At 69.4% G+C, this 13,984-nt stretch carries 9 protein-coding genes; all 9 read left to right on the top strand.

The window, feature by feature from the left end:
- Positions 1 to 1,377 carry a DUF1552 domain-containing protein gene (locus tag WMF26_RS24015; protein WP_438002183.1) on the top strand — a complete coding sequence of 459 codons (1,377 nt, stop codon included), beginning with the start codon at positions 1 to 3 and terminating at the stop codon, positions 1,375 to 1,377.
- Between the two features lie 491 nt (positions 1,378 to 1,868).
- Positions 1,869 to 3,026, top strand: coding sequence for a GNAT family N-acetyltransferase (locus WMF26_RS24010; protein ID WP_437948435.1), 1,158 nt, complete (start codon positions 1,869 to 1,871; stop codon positions 3,024 to 3,026).
- Positions 3,027 to 3,795: 769 nt separating this feature from the next.
- Positions 3,796 to 3,939, top strand: coding sequence for a hypothetical protein (locus tag WMF26_RS24005; protein ID WP_437948434.1), 144 nt, complete (start codon positions 3,796 to 3,798; stop codon positions 3,937 to 3,939).
- A gap of 299 nt (positions 3,940 to 4,238) precedes the next feature.
- Positions 4,239 to 5,144 (top strand): iron-containing redox enzyme family protein, encoded by a 906-nt coding sequence (locus tag WMF26_RS24000; protein WP_438002182.1) that lies wholly within the window; start codon positions 4,239 to 4,241, stop codon positions 5,142 to 5,144.
- Positions 5,145 to 5,160: 16 nt separating this feature from the next.
- On the top strand, positions 5,161 to 6,153 hold the full coding sequence (locus WMF26_RS23995; RefSeq protein WP_438002181.1) for an iron-containing redox enzyme family protein: 993 nt from the start codon (positions 5,161 to 5,163) through the stop codon (positions 6,151 to 6,153).
- Positions 6,154 to 6,272: 119 nt separating this feature from the next.
- Positions 6,273 to 7,805, top strand: coding sequence for a hypothetical protein (locus WMF26_RS23990; RefSeq protein ID WP_437948431.1), 1,533 nt, complete (start codon positions 6,273 to 6,275; stop codon positions 7,803 to 7,805).
- Positions 7,806 to 7,979: 174 nt separating this feature from the next.
- On the top strand, positions 7,980 to 9,158 hold the full coding sequence (locus WMF26_RS23985; protein WP_438002180.1) for an HlyD family secretion protein: 1,179 nt from the start codon (positions 7,980 to 7,982) through the stop codon (positions 9,156 to 9,158).
- Between the two features lie 6 nt (positions 9,159 to 9,164).
- Positions 9,165 to 11,849, top strand: a complete 2,685-nt coding sequence (locus WMF26_RS23980; protein ID WP_438002179.1) for an ATP-binding cassette domain-containing protein — start codon at positions 9,165 to 9,167, stop codon at positions 11,847 to 11,849.
- Positions 11,846 to 13,975, top strand: a complete 2,130-nt coding sequence (locus WMF26_RS23975) for an ATP-binding cassette domain-containing protein (RefSeq protein ID WP_438002178.1) — start codon at positions 11,846 to 11,848, stop codon at positions 13,973 to 13,975. Before WMF26_RS23980 ends, WMF26_RS23975 begins: the two co-directional genes overlap by 4 nt.
- The last annotated feature ends 9 nt before the right edge of the window (positions 13,976 to 13,984 follow it).

Below are 13,984 nucleotides of genomic sequence, written 5' to 3'. Positions count from 1 at the left end.
ATGAGACAGCGAATGATCTCCAGGCGGCGGATGCTCCAGGGCGCGCTGGCGGCGACGGCGACGATCCCGCTGCTCAACTCCGAGCTGGCCCGCGGGGACGAGACCACCGCGCCCAAGCGCTTCGTGGTGTTCTACACGCCGAACGGCACGCTCGAGTCGCAATGGATGCCCCAGGGCACCGAGACCAACTTCACGCTGAGCCCGCTCTTGCAGCCGCTCTCGCCGTTCAAGGCGAAGCTGATCCCGCTGCGCGGGATCAACATGAACGTCGTGGTCAACTCCAACATCGGCTCCGAGCACGCGCGGGGCATCGGCGGCCTGCTCACGGGGCGGGCGCTGCTCCGGGGCAATTTCCGGAGCTTCAACTCCAACAACGCCGGCTGGTCGTCGGGGATCTCGCTCGACCAGCACATCGCGAACAAGCTGAAGCCCCCGACGCTGTTTCGCACCCTGGAGCTCGGCGTCCAGGTCCGCGACGCGGAGGTGCGCGGCCGGATCTGCTACGCCGGGCCCGATCAGCCGATCCCGCCGCGCGAGGATCCCTACGACACGTTCGAGCAGCTCTTCGGGGCCTCGGTGCCGGGCCAGGGCCAGGGCAGCTCCGAAGCGCTGGATCGGCTGCGCGCGCAGCGGCGGACCGTGTTCGACATCCTCCGCGAGGACATCGCCGACGTGCGGCCCCGCATCGGCCGGGAAGATCGCGTGAAGCTCGACGCGCACCTGCAGTCGATCCAGGACATCGAGGCGCGCCTGGCCGGCGGCAGCTCGTCGAGCGGCGGCGGCCCGACCCCGGGCACGAGCTGCCAGGGCCCCGCGCTCGGCAATCGCATCGACCTCTCGGACGACGCGAACATGCCCGCCATCGGCAAGCTCCAGATGGACATGGCGGCCGCGGCGCTCGCCTGCGATCTCACCCGGATCTGCACGATCCAGTGGTCGTACGCCGAGAGCGAGCACCTCTACCCGTTCCTCGATCTCCGGGGGAACCACCACGCCATCTCGCACCAGTGGGACGCCGAGGGCAAGGCGCAGTACTCGAAGATCCACACGTGGCTCGCCGAGCAGCTCGCCTATTTCCTCGGCAAGCTCGACTCGTACCAGGAAGGGGATCGCACCCTCCTCGACAACACCGTCGTCCTGTGGGTGACCGAGATCAGCGAGTCGACGCAGCACGCGCTCACGAACATGCCGTTCTTGCTCGCGGGCAGCGCGGGCGGGGTCTTCCGCACCGGCCGCTTCGTGGACTACCTGGCGAACGGCGGCTCCCCCCGCCAGCTCAACGACCTGCTGGTCACGATCGCGAACGCGATGGGGACCGACGACACTACCTTCGGCGACCCCGAGTACAGCACCGGGCCCCTCCCGGGTCTCACCTAGCCGGCGCTCCGGGAGGCGATCGCGATCGCGAACGCGTCACGTCGGGGTTCCGCCCACGCAGGCGAGAACGGTTAGGCTCAAGTTCCAGCACAGACGGATTCTGACGGCCCACACATCGCCGTCCCCGACGGGAGCACAACCAGCGGGGACGCAGGGCTTGCGCGCGTCCCTCCTCTGGCTGTACTCTGCACCACATGGGGGGGGGGGCGTCCTCGGTGGCATCCAACCGACATCGTGTTCATCCGGCCACCGCGGAAGCGCGAGCGACGCCTGGGATGGGCGCTGGGTCCTCGGGCGCGCAGGGGTCGAGCGTGCCCGCCAAGCGCCCGGGGCGCGGTCCACGGTCGAGGCTCGGGGGGCTGGAGAGACCGCCGTGCGCCCGCATGGAGGTGCGCAGCTGACCTGTTGACGCAGGACGTGGCACGTCGGCGTGATGTCGCTCGAGCTGCGCCGGCCAGGCCATGTCATCGAAGGCGGAAGGACCAAACACGATGCAACAGCTGACCATCGGAATCCTCGCCGGGATGGGGCCGCGATCGACGGCCCCGTTCATCGACCTCGTGCTCACGGAGTGCCAGGAGCAGTACGGGGCCAAGGACGATATCGACTTCCCGAAGATGATGATCTGCTCGCTGCCGGCACCTTTTTATCCGGATCGCGCCACGGATCATGCGGCGATGGAGGCCACCCTCCGCGCGGGGCTCGAGGGCCTGGCCAGGACCGGCGTCGATTTCATCGCGATCCCCTGCAACACGGCGCACATCTACTACCCAAAGCTCTCGGCCTGCATCGACGTCCCGCTGCTGAACATGGTCGAGCTCGCGCTCGACGCCGTCCCGGAGCCCGCGCGCTCCATCGCGCTGATCGCGGCACGTCCAACCGTCGAGTCCGGCATCTATCAAGACGGCGTTCGCCGGCGCGGCGGCCAGCCGATCGACGTCGACTGGCAGCGAGAGGTGGACGCCTTGATCGGCGCGACGAGGACCTCCAGGGATCCCGCCCTGTTCCGCGCGCGCTGGGACAGCCTGCTCCGGCGGGCGAAGTCGGCCGGGGCCGATGCCGTCCTCCTCGCCTGCATGGACCTCAGCGCCATCAAGGCTCACATCGAGACCGATTTGCACCTGATCGACGCGGGGCAATGCCTGGCTCGCGGGATCGTCGCTCGGTGGTTGTCTCGCCGCCGCGCCGTCGCGCTCGAAGCAGAGCGGAGCGAGCATCGCCGCGGGCGTTACAGGGTGTCCACGAATCCACAAGAGCTCGACGTCGCCGCCATCCACGCCTATCTCACCCGATCCTACTGGTCCGCCGGCATCACGAGAGAGTTGGTGGCGCGGTCGCTCCAGGGGTCGATGTGCTTCGGGCTCTTCGACGAAGATCGTCAGGTGGGCTTTGCGCGGGTGGTCACGGATAACTCGACCTTCGCGTATCTCTGCGATGTGTATGTGCTCGAGGAGCACCGCGGGCAGGGGCTCGGCAAATGGCTGGTCGGCCTCGTGGCAGAGCATCCCACCCTCAAGAAGGTCCGCCGCTTCGTGCTCGCCACCAAGGACGCGCACGGTCTTTACGCCAGGTTCGGCTTCACGCCCTTACCGGCGCCCGAGAGGTACATGGAGATCTTTCGGCCAGAGGTGTACTGGCCGACGAGGTGATCAGAACTGGGAAGAAGATCTCCTCGGAGTGGGTTGGAACGGCCGGCGCTCTCGCGCACCGCCAGGGCGCTCACGGGGTGAACATTTCGTAGTCCGGGTCGATTCCTGGGGAGGGGACCACGCAGAGGATCAACGACGCGAGAGGCCGATTTCCTTTCACGCACTGCGCCTCGTTCGTGCCTGGCTGCCCCTCGTAACGCAGATTGGCGGCGCGGCTGGCGCAGCCGCGGGCACCGGTGTTGCTCGGCGAAAGCCGCCGTTGCTTGCCAGCAATCCGATGCGAGCGCTGCCGACGGAGGCGTGTCCGTCGACGTGCGGCGCGTGCGTCGAGCCTCGCCCGCGACACGAGCGAGCTCAAGCACGCGTGAACAGGCTATGTGAAGAATGATTCCATTTAACAATAATTAACGATCGTCGACGGCTCATCTATGCGCCGTGCTCCGCCGGTGCCGCGCTAAACTATTGAAATCATTCGGCGGCTCCCTCCCCGCGCGGCATGCGTGATTATTCCCATAAGCTTGTTTCCCGCAGATTTCGCAAGGCGGCGGCCCGCGCGAAAGCTCGTGGAAAATTGACCCAGGCTCTGCACAGGCTCTGCCCAGCCTATGAAGGAGCGCTGGATGGTTGCACCGAATTCGAATGGCTGGATTCGCGCGATGTGATTTCTATTTTAGATTTTGACACGTCGATGTTCATGTAGTACCGATTTCCTCCGTTGCGCTCCTATGGTGGGAGCGCATTGCTGCGTTATGCAGCCGTGGAGGAAACTATGTCGAATAAGGTCGAGACCAAGGTCGAGAGCAACGTTGAGAAGGCCGAGGCCAAGCCGGCCGCCACGACCGAGACTCGCGCCATGCGCATCCGCCTGAAGACGGGCGTGATGGCGGGCCCGGTCGTCGCCGTGCATCTGTGATGGCGATCGGCAGGTAGTGGTGTCCCGGAGAGGTGCGGCCGCGCTTCTCCGGGGCAGTTGCCGGACGTGTGTGCCGCCGCATTTGTCTGGATCTGTCGATCCGGCGCTGTGAGGGCTCCGGCCGAGACGAAGGAGCGTGTCCGCTTCCCGGGGCGCTCCTTCGCTTCGATCGGCGCCCTAACAGCTCGAACCTTGAGCCGAGGGAGAGCAATTCCGTGTTGGAATCAACCAATTTTCAGCCGCGCTTAGTCTGCGATGTCTCCGTCAAGAACGACGAGATCTCGCTCGTCCGGGACGGGGTGGAGTTCGCCCTGGAGCCCGAGGGATCGTCCGCCGAGGAGCTTCGAGGCTTCCTCAAGGCGCTGGACGGCAGCCGGACCGTGAGCGAGCTCCAGCGTGGGCTGGACACGGCCCAGCAAAAGCGGTTCGGGACGCTGCTGCAGGATCTCGAGCGCTTCCGGCTGCTGGACGACGTGGGTACGGTGACGATGCGCACGGGCTCGCAGGCGCTGCTCGAGCTCGAGGATCTCGCCAATGCGCTGATGGAGAAGAGCATCAACCGCAACGTCTTCTGGGTCAACGTGCTGGGCGATCCGGAGCGCTGCCCGAAGAGCGCGTTCTACGGCCTCGCCATCGAGAACTACCACTTCCTCTACCGGGAGAGCCTCTTCGACTCTCCGGTGCTGCCCTACGTCGCGAGCGCCAAGGTTCGCCAGCTGATGAACGAGTTCTACTGCGAGGAGTACGGGCACGACGAGATCATCATCAAGGCGATCTTTGCCCTCGGCATCAGCCGCGAGGACGTGCAGGACATGATGCCGCTGGCCGAGACGCTGGCGCTCTGCAACGCCCTGTCGTACTGGGCGTCCAGCGATCCCATCTTCTTCTTCGCGACGCTGGGCGTGCTCGAGGGCAAGGATCCCGAGGTGGATCTCTTCATCGAGGCCTGCGAGAAGGCCGCGCTCCCGCCCAAGTTCATCAAGCCGATGCGGGATCATTCGGACATCAACCGCAAGGGGGAGCACGGGAACCTGACGCGCCTCATCTTCGCCGAGATCCCCTACGTGGATGACGAGACGATGGGGCGGCTGCGGCGCCAGATGCGCCTCTTCGTCGAGATGTACGACGACTTCTACACCGCCATCTGGAATTTCTACTCCCCGAGGACCGGCGCGGACCTCGTGCGCAGGATGTCGACCATCTGACTTCGAGGCGATCATCATGACCGTGACGACAAGTTTCTTCCAACAGCCGCGCCTGCGCGAGGCCGTCACCCTGCAGGCGAACAGCGAGAGCTGCCTCCTCCGTTACCGGGACGAGGAGTACGAGATCGATCTCGCGCCCGAGACGCGGGACGACTCGGTGCGCCTGCTGCAGCTGCTCCTGCATGGCGGGAAATCCATGGACGAGCTCTCGAGCGAGCTGCCGTCGCTGTCCCACGAGGTGGGCCGGGTCTGCCGGGATCTCGACCGCTTCGGCCTGCTCACGGAGACGGTCTACAAGCCGTTGGAGGCCAAGCGGGGCGCGCAGTTCTACCGAGAGCTGCAGCGCTTCATCGAGCGCGTGCGGCGCAAGTACACCACCCGCTCCTTTTACCAGGGCCTCGTGGACGGCACCCTGGGGCGCCAGCAGCTCATCGGTTACGCGCTCGAGTACTACCATATCGTGCGCATGTGCCCGGGGCTGCTCGCCCCGGCGCTGGCGTACCACGAGTCGAGGACGACGCTGCGCATCTTGCAGGATTTCTTCGTTTCGGAGCTCAATCACGACCGGTTGATCGAGCGGTCCCTGGCCGCCGTCGGCGTCCAGCGCAAGGACCTCGACCGGCTGGTGCCTCTCCCGATGACGTTCACGATCTGCTCCTCCCTCGGGGTGTACGCGCGCCAGCATCCGCTGTCGTTCAAGGCGGCGCTGTTCCTGTTCGAGGAGGTGAGCGACGAGTTCCACTCCGCCTACAAGAAGCGGTGCATCGAGGTCGGCCTGCCCGAGGCGTTTTACAAGCCCATCCTCGATCACGCGTCGATCAACGACGACGGAGATCACGAGCAGATCAGCGAGGCCCTGTTCGCCGAGATCCCGTGCATCTCCGACGAGGAGCAGAAGGCGGTGCTGCGCCACATAGGCATCCTGGTCGAGTCGATCGTCCTCATGGATGGCCAGATCGTCGACTATTACGGGAAGCCGGGGAGCGTCATCCCTCGCGCCTGGGACTGAGCCGGCCAGCGGAGGGGCCCGCGGCGGCGGCCCCGGCGCTCCTCGCGCCTCCCGCGGGAGCGAGCCCTGAACGGCTGTGGGTGTGCTTGCTGCGTTTCTCTCGCTGAGGAGTCAGTGATATGGAAGCCTGGAACATTACAAAGTACGATTCTCCTTATCTCGCGATATCGGGCGTGCGCCTGGACGACGCCACCGGAGAGGTGCTCGTCACGGCCGACGTCAACGAGTACGTGATCGAGCACGGGGAGGGCACGGCCGCGCGCGACATCGTGAGCCGGCTCGACGCCCTGCGAGAGCCCGGCTCGAAGGTGTGGAAGGAGGTGCTGTCCGCCCCCCCGGAGTCTGACTGGCGTGATCTGCTCCAGACGATGGATTACCTGGGCTTGCTGCGCGACGCGGCGCCCGAGGTGAGGGATCGCCGCGACGCCGAGATCGCGAAGCTGCGCGGCTGGATCTCCACCTGCGTCGAGCAGGTCTTGACGGACGTGGGGCCCGGGGGGCGCCAGGCGCTCCTCTCCAACGTGCGGGCTATCCGCCAGCATTTCCTCGGCCTGACGTTGGATCTGTCGCGTACCCTGCCGCTGGAGCGCCCGCTGCCCGCGACGGACCAGAGGCCGCTCAGCTCTCCCGAGATCCTGGCGCTCGACAACTTCTATCAGCAGATCGCCATGGTGCAGGGGCTCTACCAGCGCGGTCAGGCGCCGCTCTCGCTCGTGTCCTGCACGCAGGCGCTGCTGTCGCTCGAGGCGCAGCTCACGGGCGCGCGGGCAGGGGAGGTCGTCCTCGACGAGCTGATCAGCGAGCTGACCGGCGGGTCGTATTCGACCCCGGACGCGCAACGCCACCTCAACGGGCTGGCGGAATGCCTCGTCAGCGGCGCGGATCCTTCCAGAGCCAAGCGCTTCTGCGTCGCGACGTACGAGCCGAAGGAGTGCCTGACGGGCATCGGCTTCATGCTGGAGGTCGAGCGCGTGGCGCGCGACGTCACGAGCCGCGTCGGGACCCCCGCGTACCTGAAAGAGCTCAACGCGCCGGACGCCGATCTCATCCTGGTGCACGGGCGCTACCTGCAGGACTACCACGTGACGACCCGTTTCCCGGAGATCATCGCGGCGATCCTGCCCAAGCGGCTCAACGCGACGCTGCGCGCGAAGTCGTTCCGGTACTACGCAGAAGAGGTCGGGCACGACGTGCTCGAGTACCAGAGCTGCCGCGAGCTGGGCCTGTCCGATGAGGAGATCCAGAGCGCGCAGCCGCTGCCCCTGCATTTCGCGTACGTCGACGTGTTCACGCAGCTCGGCGTGCTCGACCCCGTCGCATATGCGGTGTCCATCTTCATCACCGAGGGTGTGCTCGGGGTCGATTCTCCGCTGGACGAGCCGTACAAGAGGCTCGTCGGAGAGTTCATGGCGCTCGACAAGCACATCCTGCTCAACGAGAAATACCACCATACCAGCATTCCGCGGCTGTTCATGGCGGAGGTGAAGTCGGTCTCCCCCGCGATCCAGCGCCTCGCGATGAGCTACATGCTGCTCGTGCTCGAGCTCAACTATCGTGCCTGGGATGATCTGCTGGACCATTACCTGCGGGGCGACCAGCGGTTCTTGCGCGTGCTGCCGAAGGTCATCATCAAGCGCAAAAAAGCGGCCTGAGCCCCGCGGGGACGCGTCTCGCGCCACCCTCGTGGTACCGTCGAGGCAGGGCGTCCCCGCCGGCGTCGGGCGGGGACGGCTCCGCGCCTGCCGCGCCGTGAGATCGCGGGCCCGCCAGCGCGTCCTCCCCGCTGAAGGCACGCCCTCCCACTCGCACTCGTACACAACAGCGGTATGTCTGCACCTTTTCACCGTTCCCTTCGCGCCCTGGCCGTCGACGGAGCTCGCCGCCCGATCCAGGTGCTGGCCGTCGCCGTGCTGCTGTGTGGCCTGTGGGGCGCGTGGTTCTTCCTCTTTCGCGTCTCGGTCTATGCGGTGAGCTCCGAGGCGCGCGTCGAGGTCGAGGTGGCCACGCACCCGATCGAGCCGGCCGTCGAAGGGCGGGTGGTCTCGTCGAGCCTGGTGCTCGACAGGTCGGTCGAGGCGGGGGAGGTGCTCCTCGTGCTCGACGCCAGGGCCCTGGAGATCGAGCTGTCTGCAAAGCGGGTTCGCGTCGAGAGCATCACGGGGCAGCTCGGGCCGCTGGAGCGCGAGGTCGAGACCAAGACGCGGGCGCTCGGCGAGCACGAGCGGGTCGCGCGAGCGCAGGTCGCAGAGGCGCGCGCCCGGCACCGCGGCGCCATGGTGCTCGCCGATCATGCCCAGTCCGAGGCGCAGCGCTCCGCGGTGCTCCGGGAGCAGGCGCTCGTCTCGGCGGCCGACCTCGCCAAGATGGTCTCCGAGGGGCAGGTGCAGCGCGCCAGCGCCGAGGCTCTGGAGGTGGCGGTCGGCCGCATCGACGCGGAGAGCCGCCTGAAGCGGAGCGAGATCGAGGCGGAGGTCGCGGAGCTCTCGCGGGAGATCGAGCTCTTGCGCGGGGAGAAAGCGCAGGAGCTCGTGGCGATCGAGGCGCTGCAGCACGAGATCGATCTGCGGAGCATCCGCGCTCCGATCAGCGGCAAGCTGGGCGAGATCGCGGTGCTCCGGGCCGGCGCTGTGGTGACGAAGGGGGCCCGGCTCGGCGCCGTCGTTCCCCCCGGGCGGCTGCACGTCACCGCCGATTTCCCGCCGGACGTGGTGCTCGGGCGCGTTCGCCCCGGCCAGGCGGCCCGGCTGCGTTTGGCCGGGTTCCCGTGGGCCGAATATGGCACGCTGCCGCTCGCGGTGGAGAGCGTCGGCAGCGAGGTGCGCAACGGCAAGGTGCGGGTGGAGCTGAGCATCGCGGGCAGCGGGCCGCCGGCGATCCCGATGCAGCACGGTCTCCCGGGCACCGTGGAGGTGGAGGTCGAGCGGGTCCTGCCTGCGGAGCTCGTGCTCCGCGCCGCGGGCCGGATGCTCGAGCGTGGCTGGGCGGGCGACGGGGCGAGCCGCTGATCCGCGATGACGCGTCGGCGCTTTCTCGCCCCGGAGGTCGTGCAGACGTCGGCCATGGACTGCGGGCCGGCGTCGCTCAAGTGCCTGCTCGAAGGGTTCGGAGTGCACGTCAGCTACGGCCGGCTGCGCGAGGCATGCCAGACGGACGTCGACGGGACATCCATCGACACGATCGAGGAGGTCGCGATCGAGCTCGGCCTGGAGGCCGAGCAGGTGATGATGCCGGTCGACCACCTCCTGCTCCCCGAGGCACAGGCGATCCCGGCGATCCTCGTCGTGCGCGTGCCGAGCGGGGCCCCGCACTTCGTCGTGCTCTGGCGGCGCTTCGGGCCGTTCGTGCAGCTCATGGATCCCGCGTCGGGCCGCCGCTGGATCACGTGCCGCGGGCTCCTCGAGGACGTGTACCTTCACACGTCGTCGATCCCCGCCTCGGACTGGGCTTCGTTCTCGGGGTCGCCGGCGTTCCTGCGGGCGCTCCGCGAGCGGTGCACCCGCGTCGGCGTCGATGACGGCGGGGCTCGGCTGGTCGGCGAGGCCCTCGCGGAGGCCGGGTGGATGGGCACGGCGAGGCTCGACGCCGCGGTGAGGATGGTCGACTCGATCACCGCGTCCGGCGGCCTGAGCTACGGCCCGAGGGCGGCTCGGCTGCTCGAGCACCTCGTGCGCGAGGCCAGGGCAGCCGCGGCTGAAGGCGACGAGACCTCGGTCATCCCCGAGATGTTCTGGTGCGTCCGGCCCGCCCCGGAGGCGCCCGACGGCGTCGAGCGCCTCGCGCTGCGCGGGGCGGTGCTCGTCGCGGTGCGCGGCGTGCGGAGCGCAGCGGCGGGCGACGCGGTCCCCGCCCCGGCGCCGCGTTCTCCGGAGCTCGCAGCGGCGCTGCGGGAGCCCGACGCGCGCCCTGGCCGAGAGCTCATGCGCCTCGTCCGCGAGACCGGCCTGCTCCCGACCTCGATGCTCGCCGCCGGCATCGGCGTCACGGCGGTGGGGGTGGCTGCCATGGCGCTCTTCTTCCAGAGCCTGCTCGACGTGGGCGCGCGGCTCGCGCGCTTCGAGCAACGCCTGGGTGCGCTGGCCGCGCTGCTCGTCTTCCTGGGCGTCCTGCTGCTCCTCGAGGTGCCCATCGCGCTCGGCACGGGCTGGCTCGGGCGCCACATCGAGGCGCGCCTGCGCGTCGCCTTCGTGCAAAAGATCCCTCGGCTCGGGGACCGCTACCTCCAGAGCCGCCCGACGTCCGACATGGCCGAGCGCTGCCACAACAGCCACAGGCTCCGCCAGATCCCCGAACTCGCCGGCAGGTTCTTGCGCCACACCCTGGAGATCGTCCTCTGCGCCGTCGGCATCGCCTGGCTCGACCCGGAGAGCGCCCCGGCCGCGTTCGCCGCGTCCGCCGCGGCCATCCTGGTCCCCCTCGTCGTCCAGACCCCGCTCATGGAGCGCGACCTGCGCGTCCGCAACCACGCCGGAGCGCTCACCCGTTTCTATCTCGACGCGCTGCTCGGGCTGACGGCCGTCCGCACGCACGGCGGAGAGCGGCTGGTCCGCAGGGAGCACGAGGGCTTGCTGGTCGAGTGGGCGAGGGCTGCCACGGGGCTCCTGCGCGCCGTCGTGGCGACGGATCTCGTCAGCACGCTGATCGCCCTCGGCTTCGCCGTGTGGATGTTCGTCGGCTGCCTGCACCGCATGCAGGGCACGTCGGGCGCGCTCCTGCTCCTGTTCTGGGCCTTGAACATCCCGGCGATCGGGCAGGAGATCGCCCTCCTGGCCAGGCAGCTCCCGCCGCTGCGCAACGTCGCGCTGCGGTTGCTCGAGCCGCTCGGAGCGCTGGAGGAGCGTCGCGAGCCGAGCGGCGACGGGCGGGCCGAGCCCCCGCTCGACGAGGGCGCGCCCGTGGCGCTGCGCTTCGAGGGGGTCGAGGTCGTCGCCGCCGGACACCGGATCTTGAGCGGCGTCGATCTCGCGATCTCGCCGGGCGAGCACGTCGCGATCGTGGGCGCGTCCGGGGCGGGCAAGTCGACGCTCGTGGGCCTGCTCCTCGGCTGGCACCGCCCCAGCGCGGGCCGTGTGCTGGTCGACGGGGAGCCGCTCGGCGCCGCCCGGATCGAGGCGCTGCGGCGGCGGACGGCGTGGGTCGATCCCTCGGTTCAGCTCTGGAACACATCGTTCCTCGACAACCTGGCGTACGGCGCCGGCGGCCTCGATGGCGTCGGGCGCGTGATCGAGGAGGTCGAGCTCTCGCGCGTGCTCGAGGCGGTGCCGAACGGCCTGCAGACGTCGCTCGGGGAGGGCGGCGCGCTCGTCTCCGGAGGGGAAGGGCAGCGCGTGCGGCTCGGCCGCGCGCTCTTGCGCGCGCGCCCGCGGCTCGCCCTGCTCGACGAGCCGTTCCGCGGGCTCGACCGCGATCTTCGCCGCGCGCTGCTCGCGCGGAGCCGCGCGGCGTGGGCAGGCACGACGATGCTCTGCATCACCCACGATCTCGCGGAGACGCACGTGTTCGATCGCGTCGTCGTGATCGACGAAGGGCGCGTCGTCGAGGACGGCGCTCCCGCCGAGCTCGCGGCGCGCGCCGGCTCGCGATATCGCGCCCTGCTCGACGCCGAGGAGCAGGTCCGAACGGAGATCTGGACGAACGCCGCATGGCGCCGGCTGCGGATGGCCGGTGGCCGCGTCGTGGAGCAAGGGCGCGCCTCGTGAGCGTCCTCCCGGCGCAGGTGTGCTGGCCTCTGCACCGTCTGGGAGAGGCGCTGGAGGTCCTGGCGCGCGCGGCCGGGCTCCCCGTGCGCGCCACGGGGGTCCCCGCGCCGCCTGCCGATCTCGTTCAGCCCGGGGGGCTCGCGCTCACGCGTTGGATGGAAGGCGCGGCGAGCTGGCTCGGGCTCGAGGCCGAGTTCGTCGAGGCCCGCCACAAGGACGTGGACGATCTCGTTCTCCACGCGGGGCCGGCCATCCTGCGGCTCTTCGGCCCCGAGCCGCGCTTTCTCGTCCTCGTCGGGGCCCGCCGGGGCAGGGTGCGCCTCCGCACCACGGAGGACGAGTCGATCGAGGTCGCGCTCGAGGCTGTGCGGTCGGCCTTCTGCGAGATCGTCGAGACGCCGCTCCTGCCCGCGGTCGAGCTCGCGCTCGAGTCCGCCGACGTTCCTCCGCGAAAGCGCGATCGCGCGCGCCGCGCGATCCTCCGCGAGCAGCTCGGCGGCACCGTGATCCGGGGGTGCTTCCTGCTCCGCCGGTCGCCGGACACCGGGCTGCGAGGGCTGCTCGCGCAGGCGCGGTGGGGGCGAAAGCTGGCCGTGCTCCTCCTCGCGCGCGCCGTCGAATATGCCGTCTTCCTGCTCTCCTGGTGGGTCGTGGGGAGCAGCGTGCTGGGCGGGCACCTCGAGCTGTCATGGCTGATCGCGTGGGCGTTCCTGCTCCTCAGCACCTTGCCGTTCAGGGTCCTGTCGGGCTGGCTCGCGGGGCTCGTGGGGGTCGAGCTCGGCAACGTGATCAAGCAGCGGCTCCTGTCCGGGTCGCTGCTGCTCGAGCCGGGCGAGATACGGCACGAGGGCGCTGGGCAGCTGCTCGGCCGGGTGATCGAGGCCGACGCCCTCGAGGCGCTCACCGTCGGGGGCGGGCTGATCGGGGTGGTGGCCGTGGTCGAGCTGATCATGGCGGCGTTCGTGCTCGGCTCCGGGCCGAACGGGCTGGCGCAGCTCCTCGGGCTGCTCGCCTGGGCAGGGCTGACCGCGATCGTCGCGGCGATCTACCTGCAGCAGCGCCGGCGATGGACGCGGGCGCGGCTGGAGATGACGCACGCGCTCATCGAGAAGATCGTGGGGCACAGGACCCGGGTGGCGCAGGAGGACCCGGAGCGCTGGTACGAGGCCGACGACCTGGCGCTCGAGCGCTACCTCGCTTCGTCGAGGCGGCTCGATCGCGTGCACGCCTTGCTGGCGGCCGTGGTGCCGCGCGGGTGGCTGTTCGTGGGCGTCGCGACGCTCGGGCCTGCGTTCGTCGCGGGGACGGCGGAGCCTTCGGCCCTCGCGGTGGCGCTCGGGGGGATCCTGCTCGGCTTCCGCGCCTTCCGCACGCTCGTCACGGGGCTCGCGGATCTGCTGGGCGCCGCCGTGGCGTGGGAGCAGGCGGCGCCGCTCCAGCGCGCGTCGGCCCGCGCGGAGGTGACGACGACCGCGGCGCTCGCGACCGTCTCGCGCCGGCTCGCCGCGCCGAGCGAGATCCTGCTCGACGCGCAGGCCATCTCGTTCCGGCACGCCGGGCGACACGCGCCTGCGCTGCGCGACTGCAGCCTGAAGGTCCACGCGGGGGAGCGGCTCCTGCTCGAGGGCGCCTCGGGCAGCGGCAAGTCCACGTTCGGCGCGATCCTCGCGGGGCTGCGCGTCCCGAGCCAGGGGCTCTTGTTGATTCGCGGGCTCGACAGGTCCACGCTCGGCCTCGCGGGCTGGCGCCGCCACGTCGCGTCCGCGCCTCAGTTCCACGAGAACCACATCCTCTCGGCGCCGTTTGCCTTCAACTTGCTGCTCGGCCGGCAGTGGCCACCCCGGATCGTGGACCTCGAGGAGGCCGAGGATCTCTGCCGTGAGCTCGGCCTGGGGGGGCTGCTCGACCGGATGCCGGGGGGCATGATGCAGATGGTGGGTGAGACAGGCTGGCAGCTCTCGCACGGAGAAAAGAGCCGAATCTATGTAGCGCGGACCATCCTCCAGGGGGCGGACCTCATCATCCTCGACGAGAGCTTCGCGGCGCTGGATCCCGAGACGCTCCGGCTGGCGCTGGATTGCGTGATGGCGCGCGCGCAGACGCTGCTGCTCATCGCGCACCCGTGAGCGCTCTCG

It is taken from the genome of Sorangium sp. So ce185 (assembly GCF_051526825.1).
Classification (GTDB): Bacteria; Myxococcota_A; Polyangia; order Polyangiales; family Polyangiaceae; genus Sorangium; species Sorangium cellulosum_D.
This window is presented reverse-complemented; position numbering and strand designations above follow the sequence as displayed.

Coding starts and splice junctions, on each gene's coding strand:
- WMF26_RS24015 (WP_438002183.1), top strand. CDS start 1: ATGAGACAGCGAATGATCTCCAGGCGGCGGATGCTCCAGGGCGCGCTG.
- WMF26_RS24010 (WP_437948435.1), top strand. CDS start 1,869: ATGCAACAGCTGACCATCGGAATCCTCGCCGGGATGGGGCCGCGATCG.
- WMF26_RS24005 (WP_437948434.1), top strand. CDS start 3,796: ATGTCGAATAAGGTCGAGACCAAGGTCGAGAGCAACGTTGAGAAGGCC.
- WMF26_RS23995 (WP_438002181.1), top strand. CDS start 5,161: ATGACCGTGACGACAAGTTTCTTCCAACAGCCGCGCCTGCGCGAGGCC.
- WMF26_RS23990 (WP_437948431.1), top strand. CDS start 6,273: ATGGAAGCCTGGAACATTACAAAGTACGATTCTCCTTATCTCGCGATA.
- WMF26_RS23985 (WP_438002180.1), top strand. CDS start 7,980: ATGTCTGCACCTTTTCACCGTTCCCTTCGCGCCCTGGCCGTCGACGGA.
- WMF26_RS23980 (WP_438002179.1), top strand. CDS start 9,165: ATGACGCGTCGGCGCTTTCTCGCCCCGGAGGTCGTGCAGACGTCGGCC.